This window comes from Pseudomonas sp. lyk4-R2A-10 (assembly GCF_030209075.1).
In the GTDB taxonomy this organism is placed as follows: domain Bacteria; phylum Pseudomonadota; class Gammaproteobacteria; order Pseudomonadales; family Pseudomonadaceae; genus Aquipseudomonas; species Aquipseudomonas glycinae.
Genome location: NZ_JARVSR010000003.1, coordinates 218365 through 243434, shown reverse-complemented (window position 1 = coordinate 243434; position 25070 = coordinate 218365). Strand labels below are relative to the sequence as shown.

The following is a 25070-nucleotide window of genomic DNA, read 5'->3' as shown; positions in this document are numbered from 1 at the left end:
TGAGCGCGACAGCCGTGGCCTTCAACTTAACGCGCAACGTGATGCCGCACTACATGGAGAGTTTTTTATGCCAATGAATACCTTTGCGTTTCATCTTTCCCCACGGGGCAAACTGCGCTGGGCGATTGCCAGCCTGTTTCTGGTCGCTCACCTGCCGGGCGCCATGGCCGGCGGTGTGGTGGTCGCGCCCGGCCCCGGCGGCACCGCGCAATTGCAGACCCAGGGCGGCGTCCCGATCGTCAACATCGTCGCGCCCAACGGCTCGGGCCTGTCGCATAACCAGTTCCTCGACTACAACGTCGACCGTCAGGGCCTGGTGTTGAACAACGCCTTGCAGGCCGGCCAATCGCAGCTCGCCGGGCAACTGGCGGCCAACCCGCAATTGCAGGGCCAGGCCGCGAGCGTAATCCTCAACGAAGTGATCAGCCGCAACCCGTCGGCCATCAACGGCGCCCAGGAAATCTTCGGTCGCGCCGCCGACTACGTACTCGCCAACCCGAACGGCATTTCGGTGAACGGCGGCAGCTTCATCAACACGCCGAACGCCAATCTGCTGGTCGGCCGTCCCGAGCTGAACGACGGCAAACTGCAAGCCCTGAGCACCCGCGACGCCACCGGCCAGTTGCAGATTCAGGGCGGCGGTCTGCGTAGCGGCGAAGGTTCGATCAACCTGATCGCCCCGCGCATCGACAGCCAGGGCGCGATCACTGCACGCGATCAACTGAACCTCACCGTCGGACGCAATCAGATCGACTACGCCAGCGGCCAGGTGAAAGCCGTGGACCCGGCGGGCAACACCACCGATCAACGGATCGACGCCAGCCTGTTCGGCGCGATGCAGGCCGGGCGCATCAACATCGTCAGCACCGCAGAAGGCGCGGGCGTGAAGGTCGGCGCTGTGCAAGTCGCCGGACGCGACGGCGTACAGATTCGTTCGGCTGGCGACTTGAGCGTCAGCGGTCAGGCGATCCCGGACAGCCTCGACGTAACCCGCGCCGGCATTCGCAGCAGCCAGGGCGACGTCGGCCTGCACAGCGGCAAGGACCTGACGCTGGCCGCCACCGATGTCAGCGGTCGGGACGTGAAGGTCGAGGCCAAACGCAACCTGACCCTGACCACCGTCGAAAGCCGCAAGCTCCAGGAGCAGCGCGAGAACTGGAACAACAGCACCATCGGCATCACTTGGGAAACCTACGAACGCACCAAGACCGACAGCGATTCGCGCCAGCACGGCAGCCAGATCGTCGCCAGCCGCGACGCGCAACTGTCGTCCGGCAAAGACAGCGAACTGAAAGCCGCCAAGGTCGAGGCGAAGAATAACCTCAGCGTGCAAAGCGGCGGCGACCTGCGCCTGACCGCTGCCACTGAAAGCCACACCCAGACCGACCAGGGCAAACACCGCAAACACCTGTGGAAAGCCGATTGGGACAGCAGCAGCGAAGAGCAGCGCAGTATCACCAGCGAGCTGAAGGCCGGCAACATTGCCCTGCAAACCGCGGCACTGTTGCGCTCCGAAGGCGCTGAACTGAACAGCGCCGGCGATCTGCAACTGGCCGGCAAACAAGTGGAAATCACCACCGCGACCCGCACCAACCGCAGCAGCGACAACCGCTATTCCGGTGATCTGGTCGGCGGCGGTTTCTTCGGCAAGACCGGCGACGCCGACAAGGGCCAGACCCAGCATCAGGGCAGCAAGATCAACGCGGCCGGCAAACTGCTGGTCAAGGCTGACGACGTGCGCATCAGCGGCAGCCAGGTGCGCGGCGCCAAGGACGCGAGCGTGATCAGCGACAACGGCTCGCTGACCATCGACGGCGTGCAGGACACCTCGCACAGCAACAACCACGACAAGGACAGCAAGTTCTTCGGCATCACCAAGGACGAGTCCCGGCAGAACAGCAAGGACAGCACCACGGTGCGCAGCGAGCTGGCTTCCGACAGCAACCTCAAGCTCAAGAGCGCCAAGGACATCGAAGTCGCCGGTTCCACGGTCAAGGCCGGCGGTTCGCTGACGGCAGATGCGGCGGGTGATGTGGAGGTGCATTCGACGCAGAACACCCACGACAGCAGCAACAGCACGCAGACCCGTGGCTTCGACGCCTACGCCAAGGAGCAAACGGCGGAGCAGTATCGCGCCGGCGTGCATTACCAAGACAAGGCGCAAACCGTCACCGCCAACGACGTCACGCAGCAGGGTTCCAGCCTCAGCGGCGGCAGCGTGCAAGTGAAGGCGGGCGGCGACGTGACGCTCAAGGGCGCCGAGGTGAAATCCACCACCGGCGACACCACCCTGAGCGGCAAGAACGTCTCGCTGCTGGCCGAGCAGGACAGCCACAGCACCTCGACCGAAACCCGCAGCACCGGCGGCGGTTTCTACTACACCGGCGGCCTTGACCGCGCGGGCAGCGGTGTGGACTTCTCGCACAGCACTTCTCAAGACACCACCGCTAAAACTACTGCGCAAACCACCGGCGTGCAGAGCAGCGGCAGCCTGAACATCGACGCTGACAAACTCGCCACCGAAGGCGCGCAACTCAAGGCCGGCAACGGTCTGAACGTCGCCGCCAACGAAGTGGACAACCGTGCCGCCAGCAACACCGAAAGCAGCACTCACAAGGAAAGCAACTGGTCGGCGGACATCGGCGCCAACGTCGAGTACAAAGACATCGCCCGGCCGATTGCCGGCGCGGTGAAAGAAGTACTCGACGGCAAAGTGCCGGACAAGGACGCACTGGCCAATCTCGGTCAGCCGAACGTCGGTATTGACGTGGCAATCGGTCATGCCAGCGCCGATAAAACCGAGCAGGGCAGCAACGCGGTGGTCAGCCGGTTCGACGGCCAGACCGTGGACGTGAAGGTCGGCGGCGCGCTGCGCGACCAGGGCACCCAGTACAACGCCAGCGCCGGCAAAGTGAATATCAGCGCCGACAAACTGGTGGCCGATGCGGCGAACAACACCCACAGCAGCACCGAAAAATCGGTGGATGCCAAGGTCGATGTGCGCGTCTACACCAAGACCGGTGAAGACGTGAACGTGGCCGGCAGCGGCGCGGGTGGCAGCAGCCAGTCGAGCAAGGACAGCTCCACCGCGGTGGTCGGCGGTTACGCTGGCAACCAGGGCGTGAACATCCATGTCGGCGGCGATGCACAGTTCGAAGGCAGCCGTTTCGACGGCGGGCAGGGCGGTGTCAGCGTCAAGACCGGCGGTGATCTGGCCCTGAATCAGGCCAACGACCGGCAGAGCAGCGACAGCTCCAGCCTGCGTGGCAACGGCTCGTTGACCGTCGGCACCTTGCCGGGCACTGACGGCACCAACATCGATCTCGGCGCCGGGTTCCAGCTCGATCACAAAGGCCACCAGACCACCGACAGCCAGGCCCACGTCGCCAGCCTCAGCGGCAACGGTCCGGTGCGATTGAGCAGCGGCGGCAATCAGGTTCAGCAGGGCACGAAGATCGACAGTGCTGGCGCAATCGATCTGAAGGCTGGCGGCAAACTCGACCTGCAAGCAGCTACCGATTCGCACGTCGCCACCGGCAGCAATCTTGGCGGCGGCCTGAACGCCGGCGGCAGCAAAACCAGCAGCGAGAAGAGCCGCGATCAGGGCGGCAACCTTAGCGGCAACTTCAAGATCGGTCGGGTCAACGAAAACACCCAGACCCTCAGCGGTGGCCAGCTCAACAGCCAGAACGGCATCGCCTTGAGCGGCGATTCGGTGCACCTGCAAGGCACTCAGGTCAGCGCGCCAAACGTCAGCATCGACGCGCAGAAGGGTGGTTTCGTTCAGGAGTCCGCGCAGTCCACCGACAACCGCAACAACTGGAACGTCGCGTTGAATGCCGGTGGCAATCTGAGCAAAAGCACACCGACCGCCGCCGATGAAAAAGTCAGCAGCGATCACGGCTTCAGTGCCGGGGCCAAGGTGGGCGTGGATTACCTGCAAGGCACCACTCAGCAGAACAGCCAGATCAAGGCCGACACGGTGGTGTTGAACAGTGGCGGTGATGCGAGCCTGAACGGTGCGCGGATTGATGCGCGCAATGTCAGCGGCAAAGTGGCCGGTGATCTGTCGGTTGAGAGCCTTCAGGACTCCAGCTCTCACGCCAAGGTCGATGTGGATCTGGGCCTGACCGCCAAGAAGACCCCGGCCGACGACAAGGGCAAACTGGCTGGCACCGACTACAAGCCAACGCTGAAAGTCGATGGCGAATACGCGCACAAGGACAGTGTGAAACAGGCTTCCGGTATCAGCGGTAGCCAGGGTGTGAATCTCACGGTCGGCGGCGCTACCCAACTGACCGGCGCGCGGATTTCCGCCACCGAAGGCAAGGTCGATCTGGGTGGTTCGAAGGTCAGCAGCAGCGATCTGAGCAACCTCGACTACGGCGTAGAAGCCGGCCTCGACCTGCCACACAAAACCGAAGAAAACGCACCGAAGGTGTCCCTTGAAAACGGCAACCTGAAAGTTGGTCCGGTGACCCTGAGCGGTCATCTGGACAGTCAGCCGCTGCAAGCGGGGATCGACGAAAAAGGCTGATTCACCGTCAGTGAAACCGGCGGGAGCGAGCCTGCTCGCTCCCGTTTCTGGATGGATGCCCCGCTCAAAACGGCAGCCACTGTCGTTTCCCGTCAAGTCGATGAAAACACGCGCTCTACACTCGGGTGAAACCGGGAGGCCGCGCCATGCACGACAACGTCGAACACCTGAGAATCCAGCTGGCCTGCCTGAAGGACTCGCGGCTGCCACCGATCGAGCAGAACAGCATGCGGTTTTTCGAGCGGATGGCGATTGATGACGGCTTTGACGGCATGGGCCTTGGGGAAGAAGCGGAGCGGGGGAGCAGGCTGCTCGGTGACAAGCCGATCCTGCTGATGGGCAATCACGGCTTGTTGGTCGCGGCACCGAGCGTGGCCCAGGCGTTTGATGATCTGTATTACTTCGAGCGGGCTTGCGAGGTGTACATCACCGCACTGGCGACCGGGCGCGAGTTGCACGTGGCCAGCGATGAAGTGGCGCGCAAGACGTGTCGGCAATGGCTGGAGTATCCGGGGGTTACGGATAAGCATTTCAACGCATTGATGGAAATCCTCGACGAAGAGGAACCGGTCTACCGCCAGCTGAATTAGCGCTGAGTTCTCGGATAGCCGATCTAAAATCCGCGCGGATTCGTGCCACAGTGAAACTGAGTTTGGCTGGAAAGAACAAATTGTTATAGCGAATGGGTCTTGAATGACTGTCAGTTCTGACAGTGTGCAAAAAGCTGATAAGGGACGACGATTGGCTTGAGGCGCGTGGTTCCGATTGAACCTGCGCTGACATTGAGCCAATCAATTCAGGGAACTGAAAATGAGCAACATTACTTTTCCAGGCGCATTTAACGGTGCGATCATTTGCCGTTCTGACCCAATGAACGGCATCAAGGTAAAAATTGGACCACTTACCGGTGCGCAAATCGGTGGTGTGCTGACAATCACATTGCAGGGATACAGTGATCCAGGTGGCTCAGTACCCATCCCCGGCACTCAGACATCGCTGAATCATTTTATTACCCAGAATGACGTCGACAACGGGTTGGAAAAAACCATCGGTGACTGGCTCGCAAATATCAAACCCATTCAAAACGGCTCGGCTCGCGTTGACTACACGATCAATGGCGGTGGTGGGAACAATGCGTTGGTAGCGGTCCGGTTATTGAACTCAATTGGTCAATCGTGCGACGAAGTCTGAACGCACAGCTGAACGTTCGAGTTTCAACAGTGCCTGCCTGTGGTAGGCATTTTTTTGCCAAAAGCTTGCGCAACGTCTCGGGTGAACGGCCGCTCTTCGTTTCAAGGTGCCTTGCCCAGCGGCTGGCGCATCACCGGCGCGCTCCACGCCTGACGCCGATCCTCACTCGGCGGGCAACCAAACCGCGCGCGGTAAGTGCGGGAGAAATGCTCCAGTGAGCCAAACCCTGAACACGCCGCCACCTGGGCCACGCTCATCTGTGTCTGTTGCAACAGGTTGTGTGCCCGAATCAGGCGCATGTCGGCCAGATCCGGAAACACGCGGCGTATTTCCTCATCGACCCCAGGGTACAGATCCCGCGGCGACAGTGCATTCGGGTCGAGGTTGAAGTAGATGAAGCCGCCGAGTTCTTCGGTGCGCACTTGGGAAATGTTGAACTGTGCCAGCTCGAAATTCTTTATCCACTTGCAACGCGGCGTACCGTGCGGAACGGGTGTGGGGTTGATGGATTGCGACCAGTCGATGGGCGGAATGATCAATCGCCTGCTTCACGCGAGAGCCTTGACAGCCCTGCGATAATGAAACTTCGCCGCGATCTGCGCGGAGCATTCGATCATGATGCAGAGGAAGGTTTTCCATGGACAATCAAGCACTCAAGGCCTTGTTCGACCAGCAGTCCGCCGTCTATGACAAACAGTGGAGCGGCATGGCGCCGCTTCGTGATGCCCTGTATTTGCTGCTGGATTCGGTGTTTGCGGGCCTGCCGGAGAATGCCCGGATACTCTGCGTTGGCGTGGGCACCGGTGTGGAAATGGCCCATCTGGCGCAGCAGTTTCCCGGCTGGCGATTCACTGCAGTCGACCCTTCGGGCGCCATGCTCGACGTGTGCCGTAAGCGAGCGAAAGAGGGTGGTTTCATTGACCGCTGCCGGTTTCACGAAGGCTACCTCGATACGCTGACGGATGAATCCGGTTACGACGGCGCGACCTGTTTTCTGGTGTCGCAGTTTTTGCTCGACCCTCAGGTGCGTATCGGCTTTTTCCATGAGATTGCCCGTCGTCTGGTGCCGGGTGGAATTCTGGCTAACGCTGATCTCGCCTCGGATACCGAATCACCGGCCTATGAAGCATTGCTGCGTCACTGGATGACGCTGATGGCATCGGCCCAGGTGCCAGTGGAGATGCTCGAGCGAGCGCGTTCGGCCTATGCCCGGGATGTGGCGATTCTGCCGGCGCCGCAGGTCGCCGGTCTGATCGAGTCGGCCGGGTTCGAGACACCGATCCAGTTCTTTCAGGCGGGTTTGATGCATGGGTGGTTCTGCCCACGCAAGGCAGGGATTGCCGCGAATTAGAGCGCCGAAGGGATAGAGGAAAACAGCTTCGTCGGCACACCCGAGGAATCCATTGCTTCGCCTTAATAGGAAGCATTACTATTCACGCCCCTTTCCTCAGCACGCCGCAATGATCCCCATGCTGCCCCGCAGACCCGGCTTTCTCGAGCATTACGAAGAGTTGATCGGCACCTGGACCCGTCGCCTGCGCAATCGCTCGCAGGCCGAGGATCTGGCGCACGACACCTTTGTGCGGGTGCTCGAATCCGATTCGTCGGCGGTGCAGCAACCTCGGGCGTATTTGCACCAGACCGCGCGCAACATTGCGGTGGACGGCTATCGGCGTGAGGACCGGCGGGGCGCCATGGAGTCGGAGGCGATCGATCTCAGTGAGTCGCCGACCGGCGACCCGGAGCATTACATGCATGCGATCCAGCTGGCCGATTCCATCGAACGTGCGCTCACGGAGCTGCCGGTCAACTGCCGACGAATCTTCGTCTGGCAGAAGATCGAAGGCCTGACCCAGGCGGAAATCGCCGAACGCCTGGGCCTGTCCAGGAACATGGTGGAAAAGTATATGATCCGCACCCTGCGGCATCTGCGTGATCGCCTGGACGGGGCGCAATCATGAGCCGTGGCGTCTTTTCATCCCCAGCCAAACAGGACATTCCATGATGGATACTCGTGATTGCGCGTGCGGGCAAACAACGGTGCGCGATGACGCGGCACGCTGGTTTGTGCGTTTGCAGGAGCCGGCCGTCAGTGCCGACGAACAGCAGCGCTTCGATGCGTGGCTGAACGAACATCCCCAGCACCGTGACGAATTCCAGTTACTGCAAGGCTTGTGGTCAGCGGCGGATCTGCTGCCGGCGCCACGGCTTAAAGCTTTGTGCGAAACCCCGCCGGCGCGGCGCGAACGCCGTCCGCTGTTGCGTTATGCCGTGGCGGCCAGCGTGGTCACGGTGGCGCTCGGGCTCGGGCTGTTCAGCGGCTTGAATCATCCGCAAGGTTACAGCGCCGAATTCGCCACCGCGTTGGGCGAGCGCAAGCATGTGGCGCTGCCGGACGGCTCGATGATCGACCTCAACAGCCGCAGCCGTTTGCAGGTGCGTTTCGAAAAGGATCGGCGGCTTATCGAGCTGACCGAAGGCGAAGCGATGTTCAGCGTCGAGCACGATACGTCCCGCCCGTTCGTGGTCGAGGCCGGCAGCGGCAAGGTCACGGTCACCGGCACCCGTTTCGATGTGCGGCGCGACGTGACCCAGACCCGGGTCGCGGTGGAGCAGGGCACGGTCAAGGTGCAGGGCCGTGATGCGGCCGATGCCGATTTCATCAGCCTCACTGCCGGCCTCGGCACGCGGATCGATGCCCAAGGCAAAGTGGCGCCAGCCTACGCGGTCAACCCGGCGGAACTGACGGCCTGGCGCAGCGGCAAACTGGTGTTCAACAACGCCAGCCTCAGCGAAGTGGCCGAGGAAGTGTCGCGTTATCGCGACAAGCCGCTGAAAGTCGCCAACCCGGCCGTGGCCAATTTGCGCCTGACCAGCGTGTTCAAATCCGACAACACTGAGGCCTTGCTCAAGGCGTTGCCGAGCATCCTTCCGGTGGCCGTGCGCACCCTTGCCGACGGCAGCCAGGAAATAATTTCAAAATAAAATTCAGGTTTTTTTCGAGTTCGTCGTCTTCCTGTTCAACTGCAACTGGTTTGCATTAACAGCCGCATACTCTTGCGATCCACAGGACTCCGTTCGACGTGAAAAACTCCACCGCCAAAAACAAAAAATCCCCTTGGTTGCCGCTGGCGCTTGCGCTGGCGGTCAACGCCGCCGTGCCGATGGCCTTCGCCGCCGAAGCCATTCACATCCGCGCACAGCCGTTGGGCCAGGCCCTGAGCGAACTGGGCCAGCAAACGTCGTTGCAGGTGTTTTTCAGCCCGGACCTGGTTGCCGGCAAACAGGCCCCGGCGGTGGACGGCAATCTTTCTCCGGAGCAGGCCCTGCGCCAATTGCTGCAAGGCAGCGGTCTGGATTATCAGATCAATGAAGGCTCGGTGACCTTGTCCCCGGCCCCGACTTCCGCCGCCAACGGCCCGCTGGAGTTGGGCGTGACCGACATCAAGGTTGTCGGCGACTGGCTCGGCGACGCCGACGCCGCCGTGGTGCAGAACCACCCCGGCGCGCGCACGGTGATCCGTCGCGAAGCGATGGTCGAGCAGGGCGCGATGAACGTCGGCGACGTGCTGCGCCGCGTGCCGGGCGTGCAGGTGCAGGAAGCCAACGGCACCGGCGGCAGCGATATTTCGCTGAACGTCGGCGTGCGGGGTTTGACGTCGCGTCTGTCGCCACGCTCCACCGTATTGATCGACGGCGTGCCGGCCGCGTTCGCCCCGTACGGTCAGCCACAACTGTCGATGGCGCCGATTTCTTCCGGCAACCTCGACAGCATCGACGTGGTCCGTGGTGCCGGCTCCGTGCGTTACGGGCCGCAAAACGTCGGCGGCGTGATCAACTTCGTGACCCGCGCGATTCCGGAAAAAACCACCGGTGAAATCGGCACCACCCTGGAAACCTCGCAGCACGGTGGCTGGAAACACATCGACACCGCGTTCCTCGGCGGCACCGCCGACAATGGCATCGGCATGGCGCTGTTGTATTCGGGCGTCAACGGCAACGGTTACCGCGAGCGCAACAACGGCAACGACATCGACGACGTGATCCTCAAGACCCACTGGGCACCGACCGATCAGGACGATTTCAGCCTCAACTTTCACTACTACGACGCCAGTGCCGACATGCCCGGCGGCCTGACGCAGAAGCAGTACGACGACAAACCGTTCCAGTCCGACCGCGACTACGACGGCTTCAGCGGCCGCCGCAAGGACGTGTCGTTCAAGTGGATCCGGCAGATCGACGAGCGTACTCAGGCAGAAGTGCTGACCTATTACTCCGACAGCTTTCGCGGCAGCACCATCGCCGCCCGCGATCAGAAAACCCTCAGCTCGTTCCCGCGTTCCTACTACACGCTGGGCATCGAGCCGCGTGTCTCGCGTGTGTTCGACGTCGGCCCGACCACCCAAGAAGTCAGCGTCGGTTACCGTTATCTGAAAGAGGCGATGCACGAGCAATCGAGCCGTCTGGCGCTGGTCAACAATGTGCCAGTGGTCACCAAGACCTCCGATGGTCATGTGTTCCAGGACCGCACCGGTGGCACCGAGGCCAACTCGGTGTACATCGACAACAAGATCGACGTCGGCAACTGGACCGTGACTCCGGGCATTCGCTTCGAACACATCAGCACCGACTGGCATGATCGCGCCGTGCTCGACACCGCCGGCAAACGCGTGCCGGAAAAAAACCGCAGCATCGAAAGCAACGAGCCGCTGCCGGCCCTGAGCGTCATGTATCACCTGTCCGATGCGTGGAAGCTGTTCGCCAACTACGAGACATCGTTCGGCAGCCTGCAGTACTTCCAGCTCGGTCAGGGCGGCTCGGGTGACCAGACCGCCAATGGTCTGGAGCCGGAGAAAGCCAAGACCTACGAAATCGGCACGCGCTACAACGATGACGTGTGGGGCGGGGAAGTGACGCTGTTCTACATCGACTTCGATGACGAACTGCAATACATCAGCAACGACGTGGGCTGGACCAACCTCGGCGCGACCAAGCACCAGGGTATCGAAGCGTCGGTGCACTACGACATGGCGGCGCTTGACCCGCGCCTTGATGGCCTGACCGCCAACGCCGGTTTCACTTACACCCGCGCGACCTACGAAGGCGAGATCCCGGGCTTCAAGGGCCGCGACCTGCCGTTCTACTCGCGTCAGGTGGCGACCGTCGGCCTGCGTTACGACATCAACCGCTGGACCTACAACATCGACGGCTTCGCCCAGTCCAAACAGCGCTCGCCTGGCACCGGCGTGAATGCTGATGGCAGCTTCAATGGCAATTACATCACCGAAGGCACGGCGGACGGGCAGTACGGCGACATTCCGGGCTACGTGACCTGGAACTTGCGCGGCGGCTATGACTTCGGTTCGCAGCTGTCGAACCTGAAGCTCGGCGCCGGGGTGAAAAACATCTTCGACAAGCAGTACTTCACCCGCTCCAGCGACAACAACTCGGGGATCTACGTGGGCACGCCACGGACTTTCTTCGTGCAGGCCAGCGTCGGTTTCTGATTGGCAGGGCAGGCGGCTGGTGACAACCGCCTGTTTTTCATTAGGTTTGAACGAGCCAGTTGCCGGTCATCACTGACTGGGCAACGCAAAATCACTAATTGGAGAGGGATTGCCTGCCATGTCTGTGGTCTTGAGGCAGACTTTTTTCGGGCCGTCCCCCACCGAAACCTTAAAGTCCAGCAGCGGCGGCCTGACCGACTTGTAACCCTCACTGCTTTGGCAGTCGACCATTTCTGGTTCACCACTTTTGTATTGGTAGCGACTGACGTCCAGATCCGGCGTTATCCCGAGCGGTTGTACGGTGAACTCATCCTTTGCACTTTCAAATGCGCTGTAGGCAGGCGGCGTTTTGACGGGTTCTGCCAGAGCCCAGCGGTAATAGATTCTTGCATTGCGGCCGGCCCATCTTTCCCCGGGCCCTGCATTATGTTGTTGCCCGACCACACACAGGAAATACAGACCCGGTCCATCGCGCAGCGTCTGAGTCGAACTGTCTGAATCGTCTCCATGGCTCGGTTGTACCGGATCGTAACCGACGTCCGACGCACAGTCGGCCAATGTCTTTACAAGCCTTACCCGATAGAACGGTTGATCGCTGGTGAACGATTGCTTCCATTGCAAAGGGATGAATTCCCCATTCGCGCCACGGACCAACCTCATATAGACGTCACCAAATATGGGATCGAAATTTGTCGCGCGGCCCAATGGGCACTCCGGGTTTTTCGGGTTGAAATGAGTGGCTGTAAAACACTGGTTCAGCTGCGCTGCTCCGGTGGCGTAGTTGGTCTCCGGTATTTTTATCGATTCCCCTTTGTTGACTTCGCACGGGGCGTTGCGAGTGCAACGTGAGAGCCCGCTGCCTTGCGTTGTGGTGCCGACGATCGCCACGATTTCATTGCTGTACCGATTCAAGACAGGTGAACCCGAAATGCCGGGCCGTACCTCCCGGCAACGGTTGCTGAATTGTCCGGGCCATGCCCAACCCGCTTCGAAAACATCCGCGCGGTGCTCCTGAGGGCAGGCGGCGCGTTGCACATGGCCATCCATCGGTGCGCCAACCACCAGCACATCACTGTCGACAGTCAGCGGTTGCGACGCCACTTTGAGCGGCGTGATGCCATCGGTCATCAATTGGTTGAGTGTGCGATCGAGCCTGAGAATTGCAATGTCGAGACCTCGCAGGGTGCTCCACTCGATTCCAACGATCGGGTAGCGCTTTTGTTGGGACTGGGTGTCCTGGAAAAAGTTGAAGGTAACGAGACCGGACGCCGGGGCGTTTTCGACGTACCGGTTAGCGTCACCTTTTGCGCAATGTCCTGACGTCAGGACGTAGGCCGGGCCACTGCGGTCATCGTTTGAGCCTCGGGTATCGATCAGGCTGCCCGAGCAGACAGAACTGCCTTCAACCTTGACGCGAGCAATGGCTTGCCAGTGATCGTAGCGCCCGGCTGCGTTGTTCAGAATTTCGGCAGGGGAGAGGTTGACTGCGCCTTCTCCCCAATCCTGAGTGGCCGCACCGTCGAGCGTGGTGCAACCGCTCAGGGCGATGAGGAACGTCAAGGCAATGGACTGATGCGCGATAGGAGGTTTCATGGTTTCAACACCAGTAAGGGTTCCTCTCATGCTGGAATCCCAGGCTACCGGTGTCTACTGTCAGATCTGACAGTCAGTTCAGCCAACATCGGCCGCTTGATGTTTGTCGGCTCAGACCTTGAGCGCTTTGCCGCCAATCGCCACCGCCACCAGCAACGTCGCCATCAACCCGAAGGCGAAACTCAGACTGCTGGCATGGGCGACAAACCCGATCACCGCCGGCCCCGCCAGAATCCCCGCATAACCCAGCGTAGTGATTGCCGGCACGGCGATGCTTTCCGGCATCACCGTCTGCTTGCCCACCGCCGTGTACAGCACCGGCACGATGTTCGAACACCCGGCACCGACCAGTGCATAACCGACCAGTGCGGCTTCCCAGCTCGGGGCGAATGTCGCCAGAAACAAACCCGCCGCCGCCAGCAGGCCACCGAACAGAATGATCCGGGTTGCGCCCAATGCGCGAACGATCCGGTCACCGGTCAAGCGGCCCGCAGTCATCGTCAGCGCGAACGCGGCATAACCCAGCCCTGCATACGCCGTATCGATCCCGCGTTCCTGCGCCAGAAACACCGCGCTCCAGTCCAGCGCCGCGCCTTCGGTGAGGAACACGATGAAGCACATGCCGCCGATGAACAGCACGATCCCGTGGGGCACCGCGAACGCCGGCCCCGAGCTTTCACTGCCGTAAGGCAACATGTGCGGCACCGCCTTGAACAGCGCCGCGATCAACACCACGACCACCACCAGCATCGCCGCCAATGGCGACAGCCCGAGACCGAGCAGGGCGCTCACGCCCGCTGCACCGACGATCCCGCCGAGGCTGAACAGGCCGTGGAACCCCGACATCATGTTCTTGCCGCTGGCCCGCTCGACGATCACCGCTTGCAGGTTCACCGTCGAATCCACCGTACCGAGCCCGGCGCCGAACATGAACAACGTGGCAATCAACGCCGGAATCGACGACACCGTCGCCAGCAACGGCAACGCCGCGCAGATCAGCAGCGTGCCGCCGGTGGCCACCTTCCGACAGCCGAACCGGGTGGCCAGAATCCCCGCCAGCGGCATTGCCAGAATCGAACCGACGCCCAGGCACAGCAACAGCAACCCCAGCGTCCCTTCATCGAGCCCGGCGCGCGCCTTGGCGTACGGCACCAGCGGCGCCCACGCGGCGATGCCGAGCCCGGCGATGAAGAAGGCGATGCGCGTGGACATCTGTTCGAGGCGTCCGGGAACGAACGTGTCTTGAGGGGTGAGGCTGGTCATAACGATCCTTGGCAAAAAACGTTTCAGCAGCGGACATCCTTGCACAGCTCTTTCGATGGAGCGAGCCCGCTCGCGTCGGCAGGGCGTTGCGATTTACAGTGGCGTCCCTGTCGACGGGAAAAACAAGGGCGGGTTCATGACGCAGTTCTACGATGCACGGGGCAATATCTACGGGGTCGTTTCGCCGCGAGTGCTACGCGATGCCGGTATCGATTTACCGACCAGCGCGGCGCAGTGCGCGTCGTCGCGCCAGACGTGGAGTACCGCAGCCATCGCGCAGTGTTGCGATTGGCCCGACGGTCAACGTCCCGTCGGCAGCAAATCCCATCGCAGCGATGGCCTGTTGATCGGCCCGTTTCAATCCGCGCCCCCCTTCGACCTGCTGATCGTCAACACCGACGGCACGCTGGCCGAGCGCAGCGGCAACGGCCTGACGATTTTCTCCCGGGCGCTGCTTGAACAAGGGTTGATGCCGGAGGAAGGGGCGACGCTGCGGGTGCATCACGACAAACAGGACTCGCAATCGCCAGTGCCAACCTCGGTGAAACCGGCGCAAGTAGCGGGCGTGCACGGCTTTTGGCTGGACCTCGGCCAGCCCGGTTTCGGCCCGGTAGCCGTCGGTGCGCTCGGGGTTGAACCGGTGCCGTTCAACGGTGTGGAGGTCAACCGTGTTCGGCCGTTGGCGCAACTCGATCCCGCCTGGGCGCACAGCCAGTTCGTGCGGATCGGTAATCCACATTGCGTGACGCTGGTGCGGGATGAAGCCGCATTGCCGAGCAACGCGCAGATGCTTGAACCGCCGCTGACGGACAATCTGACGGCCATCGCCTACGCCATGCCCACCGGCGCCGGCCAGCCGTGCCCGGCCGGGGTCAACCTGCAATGGGCGACGCGCGCCGGGGATCAGCGCATTGTGGCGCGGGTGTTCGAACGGGGCGAGGGGCCGACGGCGTCTTCGGGCACCAGCGCCAGCGCGGTGGCCAGCGCTGCGTGGCGAGTGGGTTGGGTGTCGGCGGGAGAGGTGCAAGTGCTGATGCCGGGCGGTACGGCGCCGATTTTACTGGAAGAGCGCGATGGCGAGCTGCTCGGCGTGCGTCTGTTCGGCACCGCGCATCGGACAAAAAGGTGAAGTCCCTTTCATGATCGTCCCCCCGGGAACGATGGATCCCTTGGGGCTTACTGTGGGCCTGCGCGCAGCGCTTGTCGCCTGTCAGATCTGACAGGTCGACGCTATCGTTTTGCGATAAAACCGACCCGTTCCATAACCATGAAACCGCTCATTGGGCCTTGAACAGTTTTACGGCGACAACAGTGTCATCGACCACCGTCGCATACAGCAGGGCTCTGGGTTGCGTCTCGGGGCTTTGAAAACACTCGACGATTACAGCCTGCGCTGTGCAGGCTTGCAGCGCCAAACGGTCCGCCTGACGTAACTGGCGTTTCACTGCGGCACTCAGCGGAATCGGTGGATGGCCCGCGCGAACGTCTGCGCAAAATCTCGAAGTGACTTCTCTCGGGGTGGGGGGCGGTGGTGATTCAAGGCCCGCTTCTGCAAACAGATGATTGAGTTGCTCCGCCGCACTGACCGCTCGGGGGAAACCGGCGAAGGCCGAAGCCTGCAGCAGTATTTCAGTCAATTCACCCGGTGCGAGGCCCGATGCCAGGCCGGTTTTGAGGTGCACGCTCAGCGGAGGTCCGACCATGCCCGAGGCGACAATGGCGGCAAGGGACACCGCTTCGCGCAATCGCGGATCAAGACCAGGCCGCGAGTGTAAATGTCCGTACACCACGCCGACGGCCAGTTGGCCCAATGCGGGAACGGTATGGAACAAGGCGTCGAGCCTGGCCCCGCCATCGGGTACGAGTTCGACAAACGTGTGGCGGCCTTCCTGGTAAAGCGTGGCCATGGGATCGGAAGTGGTCTTTTGATTCATGTCGCGTCCTCACGGATCAATGAGGATGGCAGCGGAGCAACAGCGCGCGAACTACGGCATGACAGGCGTCCATCGGAAGCAGTCGGCGACGTTGCGACGCCGACTTCTACACCTTAGACGAATTCCACCACCGGCATCTGCCGCTTCATCAACACCTTGCCATTACGGATCGAGTACAGCGGCAGGCCTTGGCTGCGGATCACTTCGTAATCGCTGTCCGCCGACAGGATCAGCAGGTTCGCCGGGCGGCCCTGTTCCAGACCGTAGCGTTCGCCAAGATGCATGGCTTTGGCGCTGTTGTCGGTGACCAGATCCAGCGCGCTTTGCAGGTTGCGGTAGCCGAGCATGTGGCAGATGTGCAGGCCGGCTTCGAGTACTCGCAGGATGTTGCCGTTGCCCAGCGGATACCACGGATCGACGATCGAGTCCTGACCGAAGCACACGTTCATGCCGGCTTCGAGCAACTCGTTGACGCGGGTCACGCCGCGGCGTTTCGGGAAGTTGTCGAAGCGACCTTGCAGGTGAATGCTTTCGGTCGGGCAGGAGACAAAACTGATCCCCGAATGCCCGAGCAGGCGGAACAGTTTGGCGCAGTAGGCGTTGTCGTAAGAGCCCATCGCGGTGGTGTGGCTGGCGGTCACGAGGGCGCCCATGTCGCGGCTGCGTGCCTCTTCGGCCAGCACTTCGAGGAAGCGCGAATGCGGGTCGTCGGTTTCGTCGCAGTGCACGTCCACCAGGCAGCCGGTGCGCTCGGCCAGGTCCATCAGGAACTTCACCGAGCTGACGCCCTGATCGCGGGTGTATTCGAAATGCGGAATCCCGCCGACCACGTCGGCGCCCATGCGGATCGCTTCTTCCATCAGCTCGCGCCCGTTGCGGAACGACTCGATGCCTTCCTGGGGGAACGCGACGATCTGCAGGTCGATCAGGTGACGGCTTTCCTCGCGTACTTCAAGCATCGCTTTGAGTGCGGTGAGTTGCGGATCGGTGACGTCGACGTGGGTGCGCACGTGCTGGATGCCATGGGCGGCGAGGGTCTGAATGGTTTTCTTGGCCCGGGTCTTGGTGTCTTCCTGGGTGATGGTGACCTTGCGCTCGCCCCAGCATTCGATGCCTTCGAACAGCGTGCCACTCATGTTCCAGCGCGGCTCGCCGGCGGTCAGGGTGGCGTCGAGGTGAATGTGAGGCTCGACGAAGGGCGGCACCACCAGATTGCCGCCGGCATCAAGGTCGTCGGGGCCCAGGGTCGGCGCTTCGGTCTGGCGCGCGATGCTGCGGATCAGGCCGTCTTCAAGGTGCAATTCGTGCAGACCTTCCTGGTTGCGCAGTCGGGCGTTGATGATGTGCATCGGGCGAATCCTTTTATAGATCTTGTAGAGGGGCGGCCGCGTTGCGGGCGCCGAGCAGGCCGGTCACTGCGATATACGTTAACGCGGCAACGGCGATGCCGACCAGCGGCGCGACCCACGGCGAGCCGAACGCGGCGACGGTTCCGGCCGCGTAGGCCGCGAGCCCCGGCCAGTTGAACGCCGGTAACCGTGCGTCGGCCAGACGCGGATAGCGTCCGCGCCAGCGGAAGAAAAAGTCCGCCATGATCACCCCGCCAATCGGCGGGATCACCGTGCCGAGCAGGATCAGATAAGGCACCAGCATGTCGTACATGCCCAGCAACGCGAGCGCCGTGCCGATCACGGCGCCGGCCAGGGTCACGGTCTTGCGGCGACCGGTGCGCAGCAGGTTGCAGCCGGCGACGGCGAAGTTGTAGATGGTGTTGTCCTGGGTGCTCCAGATGTTCAGCAACAGCATCGCCATCGCCGCCATGGCGAAACCTTGCAACAGCAGCACTTCGACCACGTCGGGCTGTTGGTAGACGATTGCGCCATAAGCGCCGATCAGCACCATCAGGCCGTTGCCGATGAAAAAACCGATCAGGCTGGCCAGCACCGCGACCCGCGCCGAACGGGAAAAACGCGTCCAGTTGGTGGCCTGGGTCGCGCCGCTGACGAAGGTGCCGAACACCAGCGTGATGGCGGTCGACCAGTCCAGCGAACCGCTGGGTACGACGCTGAGCAATCCGTCGAGGCCGCCGACTTTCACGGTCGCAACCCACATCGACAGCATCAGCAGCAACATCATTGCCGGCACCGCGATGTACGACAGAATTTCCAGCCCTCGATAACCGACATACGCCGTGGCGCAGAACACCAGGCCGAACAGCACCATCAGCCCCAGCACCGTGGCTTCATTCAGATCGAAATACTTGCCAAGTACCACCGCCGCCGTCGCGGTGCCCCAGGCGTACCAGCCGATCTGGGTGAAGCCGAGGATCAGGTCGCTGAGCTTGCTGCCGACTTCGCCAAAACAGAAGCGCCCCATCAGCACCGAATTCAGCCCGCTTTTGAAGGCGATGTAACCCAGGCCTGCGGCGTACACACCAAGCAGCAGGTTGCCGATGACGATGACGGCGAGCATTTCGCCGAAGTTGAACGCCACGCCGAGCTTGCCGCCGGCAAACATGGTCGCGGTGAAGAAGGTGAAGCCCAGCAGCACCATCGCCGTGGAGGCCAGGCCTTTGCGCGCGTGCATCGGCACTTCACTGAGGGGGTAATCGTTGCCGGGATCGTTTTGCGTCATGGGGGCGTTCCTTGCTGGAAAGAGGAGGACGCGAAGAGGTTGCAGCGGTCGTGCCAGTCACGGATTGACGGGGTTATGTATAGACGAGGCACGGATGATCGGCGCGAAAGCAGTGCATCGGGCGCCGCACCGAACCATGTGGGAGCAGCTGTTCCCACAGGGTCATGGGATTGGATCAGAGGAACCGCAGCAGCGCGGCGACTATGGCTTCAGGCGCATCTTCCTGCACCAGATGCCCGGCATTCGGGACCGGATGAAACTGCGATCCCGGAATCATCTTGTGCAACTCGCGTCCGCGTTCGATGGGAATCCACTGATCGTCCTCGCCCCAGAGAATCTGTACCGGGCAACGGATCGTAGGGTACAGCGGCTGCACTTCCAGCGTGTAGCGCTGATCCATCTGCGCGATCTGCCGGTAGAACGCCGCTTGCCCCGGATCGCCCAGCCATGGCTGCACGTAGGGCGCCAGTTCGTCATCGGGAATTTCCCGGTGAATCGCCCCGCGAATGTAGGTCGGCACGATGGCGCGCTGGATGTAATCGGGCAGGCCGCTGAACGCCGCTTCATGAGCGGCGGGCCGTCGCCGCGCACCCCGTGGCGAATCTGTCGCCCGTTGAAATCAAAGACCTGATCCAGCAGCCAGTCCGTCATGGGCCTGTCCTCTTGGCGGGTTCGAGCCAAAAAGCATAGGCGTAAAAAAACCACCGGTCTCGGTGGTTTTTTGTGTCGCGGGAATTACTCGCCGCGATAGATGCAACCGCTGGTGCAGGTCTCGTGGATGCGGATCGCACTGAGTTCCGGCAGCAGGGGCTTCAATTCATTCCAGATGAATTTGGCCAGCACTTCGCTGGTCGGGTTCTCGAGGCCCGGAATGTCGTTGAGGTAGTTGTGGTCCAGACGCTCGTACAGCGGCTTGAAAATCGCCTTGATCTCGGAGAAATCACGGATCCAGCCGGTGTGCGGATCGAGGTCGCCGCTCAGATGAATCGCCACTTTGAACGAGTGACCGTGCAGGCGTCCGCACTTGTGGCCGTCCGGTACGTGGGGCAGGCGGTGGGCGGATTCGAACGTAAATTCCTTGAAGATTTCCACAGTGATTTCAGCTCTGTTCAGATGGCGTTCGCCGCAGCGAATTCGGGCAGGCGGCGAGTTTATCAGCTTGTTCCCGGCTGTGCTGACTAAAGGGTCAGCAAGCGCTCGGCGAGGCGACCATTGGCAGTCAGTTCGAGGAATTCGTCGCCCAGCCGTCGGCTCTCGTCCATCGCCGCGCGCCAGTATTTCTGCCGGCTCGGCGCATCGCCCATGAAGCGCTTGAAGTCGTTACGGTCGGGGAGTTTGCCGTAGGGCAGGCGCGCCAGGTATTCCTTTGACGGCGCCAGCAACAGCACGTCCTGCAAACGCTCGACCGAAGCTTTGCGCCACGGCAGGGTCTTGTCGAACCAGCCCGGAATCACCCGGTCGGTGAAGTGCGGATAGAGCACGATGCCGTCGCCGCTGTAGGGCAGGTCGAGGTGATAGTCCAGCAGGCCGCCGTCGCGGAACGTGCCGGCACCGGCGCCCGGCAGGTCGCGCACGCCTTCCATGACCATCGGGATCGAGCCGGACGCCAGCAGCGCCTGACGCAGGTTGCCGGCATCGAGGGCGACGAAGCGCGACGGGAAGTCGTGCAGCGCATGTACCGGCGGCGCCAGGCGCGGGTCGTGGATGATCAGCCGTTCGAAGTGCCGCGACAGCCGCGCGCGGCCCCGCAGGTTGTCGGCGATCACCGAACCCAGCGCCAGCCCGAGCCGGCCGCGATGGTCGTCCGCCAGCCCGCCGTGGCTTTTGACCACCATGATGTTCAAGCGGTAATGGGCGTTGGTCAAAAGGCTGGCATCGCGTCCGTCGAGCAGGTCATCAAGCATGCGCTGCGAGCTGCGGCTGACCTCGCCGATGGTCACGCCTTTGTTGAAGTTCTGCTCGTTGTACAGATGACCGAGGCGGCGGATGCCTTCGGCGGCGTCCGGCAGACAAGCGCTGGCGAAGCGCCAGGAGCCTACCGACGCACCGATCAGCGAACGCTCGCGCGGCGCCGTCGGCAACCACTCGCCGAACAGCGCCAGATCCAGGCCCTGAATCCCCAGCGCCTTTGGCCCGCCGGCAGCACCGGGCAGGGTGCCGACGTCGGCGGCGCTCAGGCCTTGGGCACGAATGCGCGCCATGGCCCTGGGGCCGGCCTTGAGGGTGAGGGCAGGGAACTTGATGTGAATGGCGGTCATACAGGTCTCGATCGTTAGCAAGCGAAAGATTATAAGCACATGTTGCCGTGGCTGCAGGAGCAGGCCCAATGATGGCCATTCAGTTTCAGTTAAGTTCGCACCGTTAAGGTGCCGCCCGTAGCGACACATAAAAATACGGAGACACCATGAAAACCCTGACTGCCCTGACCCTTGCCTCGATCATCGGCCTCACCGCCGGCACCGTTCACGCCCGCGATCTCGGCCCGGATGAAGCCCTGCGCCTGCGCGACGCTGGTACTATCGTCTCCTTCGAGAAGCTCAACGCCACCGCGTTGGCCAAACACCCGGGCTCGACGATCACCGACACCGAGCTGGAAGAACAGTACGGCAAGTACATCTACCAGATCGAACTGCGTGATCCGCAGGGCCTGGAATGGGATCTGGAACTGGACGCGGTGAGCGGGCAAGTGCTCAAGGATCATCAGGATACGTAATGAAGGTGAATGTTCGCGCCACCCGCTGTACAGCATTGGCGCTGGTGATGTTTTGCTCGACGGCCATGGCCCGCGACCTGGGGCCCGACGAAGCCCTCAATCTGCGCAAGCAGGGTGTGATCCTGCCGCTGGAGCAGGTATTGCAGCAGGCGATGGACCGTTATCCCGGCGCGAAACTGCTGGAAGTCGAGCTGGAAGAAAAACACGACGTCTACATTTATGAAGTCGAGTTGCTGACCGTCGAAGGTGTGGCCCGCGAGCTGCATCTGAAGGCCGACACCGGCGAACTCGTGAAAGACAAGGAAGATTGACCGATGCGCTTGCTTCTGGTGGAAGACCACGTACCGCTGGCCGACGAACTGCTCGCCGGCCTGCAACGTCAGGGCTACGCGGTGGACTGGCTGGCGGACGGGCGCGACGCGGTCTATCAGGGCAGCAGCGAGCCCTACGACCTGATCGTCCTCGACCTCGGTCTGCCCGGCGTGCCGGGGCTGGAGGTGCTGGCGCAGTGGCGTGCCGGCGGTCTGACGATTCCGGTGCTGATCCTCACTGCCCGCGACTCCTGGGCCGAGCGTATCGAAGGCCTCAAGGCCGGCGCCGACGATTACCTGACCAAACCTTTCCACCCGGAAGAACTGTACTTGCGCATCCAGTCGCTGCTGCGCCGCTCCAAGGGCCAGGCCAACCAGCCGACGCTCAAGGCTGCCGGGCTGCACCTGGATGAGGGCCGCCAGTGTGTCGTGCGCGACGGTGCCGACATTCAGCTGACCGCCGCCGAATTCCGTCTGCTGCGCTACTTCATGCTGCACCCGGAGCAGATCCTTTCCAAGAGCCACCTCGCCGAACACCTCTACGACGGTGAGACCGAACGCGATTCCAACGTGCTGGAAGTCCACGTCAATCACTTGCGGCGCAAGCTCGGCAAGAGCGTGATCGAAACCCGTCGCGGTCAGGGTTATCTGTTTGGCGGACAGGCTTCGTGAGATCGATCCAGCGCCGCTTGAGTCTGGGGTTGATCAGCGTGCTGGTGGTCGTCGGCGTACTGCTGGCGCAAACCAGTCTGTGGTTGTTCGAGGTGGGATTGCAGCGCTATCTCGAAGCCGGCTTGCGTAACGACAGCGAGAGCCTGTTGGTGGCGCTGGTTCGCGGGCCACAGGGTTTGCAGCTGGATGAGCGTCACTTGTCGCCGGCCTATCAGCGACCGTTTTCCGGGCATTACTTCCGCATCGATTTCGCCGACAGCCATTGGCGCTCCCGCTCGTTGTGGGATCAGGATCTGCCGTTGCTCGAACGCTCCGGTCTGCACAGCAACCTGCAACTGGGGCCGGACGGTCAGCAACTGCTGGTGCTGCGTTCGGACTACCGACGGCTCGGCCAGTCGATTTCCATCAGCGTGGCTCAGGATTACACCCCGGTGCGCGAGAGCTTCCAGCGCATGCGGCAGATCGGTCTCGGCCTCGGGCTCGCCGGGTTGCTGCTGATTCTATTGCTGCAACGCCTGACCGTGCGCCGCGCGTTGCGTCCGCTGGAAAAGGCTCGCGAACAGATCGCCCAGTTGCAGCAGGGCCAGCGTTCACAACTCGATGAACAAGTGCCGGCGGAACTGGAGCCGCTGGTGGCGCAGATCAACCACTTGCTGGCGCACACCGAAGACAGCCTCAAGCGCTCGCGCAATGCGCTGGGCAATCTCGGGCATGCGCTGAAAACCCCGTTGGCAGTGCTGCTCAGTCTGGCGTCGAGTGAAAGGCTCGACGCACACCCGGAGCTGCGCAAGATTCTCAAGGAACAACTGGAGCAGGTTCAGCAGCGACTGAATCGCGAACTCAATCGTGCGCGCCTGTCCGGCGATGCGTTGCCGGGAGCACTGTTTGATTGCGACGCAGAACTGCCGGGGCTGCTGTCGACGTTGAACATGATCCACGGCGAGCATCTGGAGCTGAGTTATGTGGCGCCGCCGGGCCTGCAATTGCCGTGGGATCGTGAAGATTTGCTGGAACTGCTCGGCAATCTGTTGGACAACGCCTGCAAGTGGGCGGATGCCGAGGTGCGACTGAGCGTGCTTGAGCGGACGGATGGCTTCGCCCTGAGCGTTGAAGATGACGGGCCGGGAATTCCCGAATTGCAGCGTGCTCAGGTGTTCAGTCGTGGTACGCGACTGGACGAGCAGACCGACGGGCATGGCTTGGGCCTGGGGATTGTGCGCGACATCGTCGACACCTGGGGTGGGTTGCTGGTGTTGGGTGAGAGTGAGTGGGGCGGTTTGAAGGTGGTGATCGAATTGCCTAAACGCTGATTTCCGTCATTCCACAAACCTGTGGGAGCAGCCAGGCGGGCTCCCACAGGGACTTTGCGATGAACCCTAGACCCGAAACTGATCCATCAGACTCTGCTGCTGATTCGCCAGACTATTGAGCGACTGACTCACCCGCGCCGATTCATTCGCCTGCCCCGACAGCGATTCCGTCACATCACGAATCGTCGCCACGTTGTTGTTGATCTCTTCGGCCACCGCGCTTTGCTCTTCGGCAGCGCTGGCGATCTGCAGGTTCATGTCGCTGATCACCGTCACCGCATCGCCGATCTGGCGCAGCGCGGTAACCGCTTGACCCACCTGTTCGACACTGCCCTGGGCCTGGCGATGGCTGTTGCCCATCGAGCCGACCACGTCCTGGGTGCCATTCTGCAATTGCTCGATCACCTGGCGGGTTTCTTCCACCGACTCTTGAGTGCGGCGGGCGAGGTTGCGGACTTCGTCGGCGACCACCGCAAAACCTCGACCTGCTTCACCGGCACGGGCGGCTTCAATGGCAGCGTTGAGGGCCAGCAGGTTGGTCTGTTCGGCGATGGCGCGGATGGTTTCCAGCACGGCGCCGATCTTCTCGCTGTTGGCGGCCAGGCCTTCGACTTGCACCATCGCCGCGCTCATGTCGGCGGCGAGGGTGTCGATGCTGGCAGTGGTGCGGTCGATCACGGTCAGGCCCTGACGGGTGGCGCGGTCGGCGTCCTTGGCGGCTTCGGCGGCTTGTGCCGCGCTGCGGGCCACGTCCTGGGCGGTGGCGCTCATTTCGTGGGACGCGGTGGCGACCTGATCGACCTGACGGTATTGCTGTTCCATGCCGGCACTGGTCTGGGTGGCAATCGCCGAAGACTGATCGGCAGTGTTGCGCGCATCCTGCACCGAGCGTTTCACCTCGGCGATGATCGGTTGCAGCTTGTCGAGGAAGCGGTTGAACCAGCCGGCCAGTTGACCGAGTTCGTCCTTCTTGTCGTAGGCCAGACGTCGGGTCAGGTCGCCTTCGCCGCTGGCGATGTCTTCGAGCATGTGCGCTACGCCTAGGATCGGCTTGGTCACGCTGCGGGCCATCAGCCACACCAGCAACAGGCCGATCAGCGCGGCAAGCACGCCGAGGCTCAGTTCGATCAGGGTGCCCGAAGTATTGCTGGCATCCAGTTGTTGCTTGAGCGCTTCGGCGCGCTCCACCAGGACTTTCTCCGGCACATCAAGCAGCACGCCCCACGACGGGCCGCCGGGAATCGGCTGGAACGGCGACAGCACTTTCAGTTGCGCGTTGCTGTGCAGGCTGCTGACGGCGTTGCTCGAGGCGAGCAGACGCAGCAATTCGGCGCCGCTGGTGGTGTCCACGGCATCCAGGCGCTGGCTGAGTTTGTTGGCGTCCGGGCTGTAACCGGCGAGCAGG

General features: G+C 62.1%; 19 protein-coding genes and 4 pseudogenes. 12 read left to right on the top strand and 11 right to left on the bottom strand.

Going from position 1 to position 25070, the window contains the following annotated elements; translation table 11 throughout:
- Nucleotides 1-67: 67 nt before the first annotated feature.
- From QRN46_RS07055 to QRN46_RS07045, 3 genes and pseudogenes are all read left to right on the top strand, one after another.
- Nucleotides 68-4537 (top strand): hemagglutinin repeat-containing protein, encoded by a 4470-nt coding sequence (locus QRN46_RS07055; protein WP_285354438.1) that lies wholly within the window; start codon nucleotides 68-70, stop codon nucleotides 4535-4537.
- 176 nt (nucleotides 4538-4713) lie between these two features.
- Nucleotides 4714-5127: pseudogene (locus tag QRN46_RS07050) on the top strand (class II aldolase/adducin family protein); the annotation flags it as partial.
- A 220-nt stretch (nucleotides 5128-5347) separates the two neighbouring features.
- Complete coding sequence (locus tag QRN46_RS07045) at nucleotides 5348-5728, top strand: hypothetical protein (protein WP_011335120.1); 381 nt, start codon at nucleotides 5348-5350, stop codon at nucleotides 5726-5728.
- A 101-nt stretch (nucleotides 5729-5829) separates the two neighbouring features.
- Here QRN46_RS07045 and QRN46_RS07040 read toward each other — a convergent pair.
- A pseudogene (locus tag QRN46_RS07040) lies at nucleotides 5830-6027 on the bottom strand (helix-turn-helix domain-containing protein); the annotation flags it as partial.
- 338 nt (nucleotides 6028-6365) lie between these two features.
- Between QRN46_RS07040 and QRN46_RS07035 the strand changes: the two are divergent.
- From QRN46_RS07035 to QRN46_RS07020, 4 genes are all read left to right on the top strand, one after another.
- Entirely contained in the window at nucleotides 6366-7079 is a 714-nt protein-coding gene (locus tag QRN46_RS07035; protein ID WP_201819954.1) for a class I SAM-dependent methyltransferase, read from the top strand.
- A 109-nt stretch (nucleotides 7080-7188) separates the two neighbouring features.
- Complete coding sequence (locus tag QRN46_RS07030; protein WP_011335117.1) at nucleotides 7189-7689, top strand: sigma-70 family RNA polymerase sigma factor; 501 nt, start codon at nucleotides 7189-7191, stop codon at nucleotides 7687-7689.
- Nucleotides 7690-7729: 40 nt separating this feature from the next.
- Entirely contained in the window at nucleotides 7730-8713 is a 984-nt protein-coding gene (locus QRN46_RS07025; RefSeq protein WP_201819958.1) for a FecR family protein, read from the top strand.
- 98 nt (nucleotides 8714-8811) lie between these two features.
- Entirely contained in the window at nucleotides 8812-11235 is a 2424-nt protein-coding gene (locus QRN46_RS07020) for a TonB-dependent siderophore receptor (RefSeq protein WP_201819961.1), read from the top strand.
- 69 nt (nucleotides 11236-11304) lie between these two features.
- Here QRN46_RS07020 and QRN46_RS07015 read toward each other — a convergent pair whose 3' ends face one another.
- Both QRN46_RS07015 and QRN46_RS07010 read right to left on the bottom strand, forming a co-directional pair.
- The gene (locus tag QRN46_RS07015) at nucleotides 11305-12828 is read right to left on the bottom strand and encodes a trypsin-like serine peptidase (RefSeq protein WP_285354437.1); all 1524 of its coding nucleotides are present in this window, start codon (nucleotides 12826-12828) and stop codon (nucleotides 11305-11307) included.
- A 111-nt stretch (nucleotides 12829-12939) separates the two neighbouring features.
- Nucleotides 12940-14091 (bottom strand): MFS transporter, encoded by a 1152-nt coding sequence (locus QRN46_RS07010; RefSeq protein WP_011335113.1) that lies wholly within the window; start codon nucleotides 14089-14091, stop codon nucleotides 12940-12942.
- A gap of 136 nt (nucleotides 14092-14227) precedes the next feature.
- Here QRN46_RS07010 and QRN46_RS07005 point away from each other — a divergent pair, with 136 nt between their 5' ends.
- Complete coding sequence (locus tag QRN46_RS07005) at nucleotides 14228-15220, top strand: diaminopimelate epimerase (RefSeq protein ID WP_285354436.1); 993 nt, start codon at nucleotides 14228-14230, stop codon at nucleotides 15218-15220.
- Nucleotides 15221-15368: 148 nt separating this feature from the next.
- Here the strand turns inward: QRN46_RS07005 and QRN46_RS07000 are convergent, their stop codons facing one another.
- The 6 genes and pseudogenes from QRN46_RS07000 to QRN46_RS06975 all read right to left on the bottom strand — a co-directional run bounded on the left by QRN46_RS07000 (nucleotide 15369) and on the right by QRN46_RS06975 (nucleotide 20917).
- Nucleotides 15369-16025, bottom strand: a complete 657-nt coding sequence (locus QRN46_RS07000; protein ID WP_221614339.1) for a carboxymuconolactone decarboxylase family protein — start codon at nucleotides 16023-16025, stop codon at nucleotides 15369-15371.
- 113 nt (nucleotides 16026-16138) lie between these two features.
- Nucleotides 16139-17374, bottom strand: coding sequence for a cytosine deaminase (codA, locus tag QRN46_RS06995; RefSeq protein WP_127798933.1), 1236 nt, complete (start codon nucleotides 17372-17374; stop codon nucleotides 16139-16141).
- A 13-nt stretch (nucleotides 17375-17387) separates the two neighbouring features.
- The gene (gene codB, locus QRN46_RS06990) at nucleotides 17388-18659 is read right to left on the bottom strand and encodes a cytosine permease (RefSeq protein WP_074689162.1); all 1272 of its coding nucleotides are present in this window, start codon (nucleotides 18657-18659) and stop codon (nucleotides 17388-17390) included.
- 175 nt (nucleotides 18660-18834) lie between these two features.
- A pseudogene (locus QRN46_RS06985) lies at nucleotides 18835-19227 on the bottom strand (alpha/beta fold hydrolase); the annotation flags it as partial.
- Between the two features lie 167 nt (nucleotides 19228-19394).
- Nucleotides 19395-19751, bottom strand: a complete 357-nt coding sequence (gene queD / locus QRN46_RS06980; RefSeq protein WP_007955941.1) for a 6-carboxytetrahydropterin synthase QueD — start codon at nucleotides 19749-19751, stop codon at nucleotides 19395-19397.
- Nucleotides 19752-19837: 86 nt separating this feature from the next.
- Nucleotides 19838-20917: a patatin-like phospholipase family protein gene (locus QRN46_RS06975; protein WP_221614340.1), complete on the bottom strand. Its 1080-nt coding sequence runs from the start codon at nucleotides 20915-20917 to the stop codon at nucleotides 19838-19840.
- 146 nt (nucleotides 20918-21063) lie between these two features.
- On the opposite strand from QRN46_RS06975, the gene QRN46_RS06970 reads away from it, so the two are divergent.
- The 4 genes from QRN46_RS06970 to QRN46_RS06955 are packed head-to-tail and all read left to right on the top strand — an operon-like array spanning nucleotide 21064 to nucleotide 23665.
- On the top strand, nucleotides 21064-21372 hold the full coding sequence (locus QRN46_RS06970; protein ID WP_201819980.1) for a PepSY domain-containing protein: 309 nt from the start codon (nucleotides 21064-21066) through the stop codon (nucleotides 21370-21372).
- A complete protein-coding gene (locus tag QRN46_RS06965; protein WP_011335106.1) occupies nucleotides 21372-21683 on the top strand; it encodes a PepSY domain-containing protein in 312 nt (103 codons plus the stop codon). Before QRN46_RS06970 ends, QRN46_RS06965 begins: the two co-directional genes overlap by 1 nt.
- 3 nt (nucleotides 21684-21686) lie before the next feature.
- Nucleotides 21687-22355 (top strand): response regulator transcription factor, encoded by a 669-nt coding sequence (locus QRN46_RS06960; protein ID WP_011335105.1) that lies wholly within the window; start codon nucleotides 21687-21689, stop codon nucleotides 22353-22355.
- A complete protein-coding gene (locus QRN46_RS06955) occupies nucleotides 22352-23665 on the top strand; it encodes a sensor histidine kinase (protein WP_011335104.1) in 1314 nt (437 codons plus the stop codon). Before QRN46_RS06960 ends, QRN46_RS06955 begins: the two co-directional genes overlap by 4 nt.
- A gap of 66 nt (nucleotides 23666-23731) precedes the next feature.
- On the opposite strand, the gene QRN46_RS29100 is transcribed toward QRN46_RS06955, so the two are convergent.
- Both QRN46_RS29100 and QRN46_RS29095 read right to left on the bottom strand, forming a co-directional pair.
- Complete coding sequence (locus QRN46_RS29100) at nucleotides 23732-24487, bottom strand: methyl-accepting chemotaxis protein (RefSeq protein WP_443200799.1); 756 nt, start codon at nucleotides 24485-24487, stop codon at nucleotides 23732-23734.
- Nucleotides 24488-24589: 102 nt separating this feature from the next.
- Nucleotides 24590-24736: pseudogene (locus QRN46_RS29095) on the bottom strand (HAMP domain-containing protein); the annotation flags it as partial.
- Nucleotides 24737-25070 lie beyond the last annotated feature (334 nt).

Excerpts from the sequence above, each read along its gene's own strand:
- QRN46_RS07055 (WP_285354438.1), top strand. The coding sequence starts at position 68 with ATGCCAATGAATACCTTTGCGTTTCATCTTTCCCCACGGGGCAAACTG.
- QRN46_RS07045 (WP_011335120.1), top strand. The coding sequence starts at position 5,348 with ATGAGCAACATTACTTTTCCAGGCGCATTTAACGGTGCGATCATTTGC.
- QRN46_RS07035 (WP_201819954.1), top strand. The coding sequence starts at position 6,366 with ATGGACAATCAAGCACTCAAGGCCTTGTTCGACCAGCAGTCCGCCGTC.
- QRN46_RS07030 (WP_011335117.1), top strand. The coding sequence starts at position 7,189 with ATGATCCCCATGCTGCCCCGCAGACCCGGCTTTCTCGAGCATTACGAA.
- QRN46_RS07025 (WP_201819958.1), top strand. The coding sequence starts at position 7,730 with ATGATGGATACTCGTGATTGCGCGTGCGGGCAAACAACGGTGCGCGAT.
- QRN46_RS07015 (WP_285354437.1), bottom strand. The coding sequence starts at position 12,828 with ATGAAACCTCCTATCGCGCATCAGTCCATTGCCTTGACGTTCCTCATC.
- QRN46_RS07010 (WP_011335113.1), bottom strand. The coding sequence starts at position 14,091 with ATGACCAGCCTCACCCCTCAAGACACGTTCGTTCCCGGACGCCTCGAA.
- QRN46_RS07005 (WP_285354436.1), top strand. The coding sequence starts at position 14,228 with ATGACGCAGTTCTACGATGCACGGGGCAATATCTACGGGGTCGTTTCG.
- QRN46_RS07000 (WP_221614339.1), bottom strand. The coding sequence starts at position 16,025 with ATGAATCAAAAGACCACTTCCGATCCCATGGCCACGCTTTACCAGGAA.
- codA (WP_127798933.1), bottom strand. The coding sequence starts at position 17,374 with ATGCACATCATCAACGCCCGACTGCGCAACCAGGAAGGTCTGCACGAA.
- codB (WP_074689162.1), bottom strand. The coding sequence starts at position 18,659 with ATGACGCAAAACGATCCCGGCAACGATTACCCCCTCAGTGAAGTGCCG.
- QRN46_RS06975 (WP_221614340.1), bottom strand. The coding sequence starts at position 20,917 with ATGACCGCCATTCACATCAAGTTCCCTGCCCTCACCCTCAAGGCCGGC.
- QRN46_RS06970 (WP_201819980.1), top strand. The coding sequence starts at position 21,064 with ATGAAAACCCTGACTGCCCTGACCCTTGCCTCGATCATCGGCCTCACC.
- QRN46_RS06965 (WP_011335106.1), top strand. The coding sequence starts at position 21,372 with ATGAAGGTGAATGTTCGCGCCACCCGCTGTACAGCATTGGCGCTGGTG.
- QRN46_RS06960 (WP_011335105.1), top strand. The coding sequence starts at position 21,687 with ATGCGCTTGCTTCTGGTGGAAGACCACGTACCGCTGGCCGACGAACTG.
- QRN46_RS29100 (WP_443200799.1), bottom strand. The coding sequence starts at position 24,487 with ATGGAACAGCAATACCGTCAGGTCGATCAGGTCGCCACCGCGTCCCAC.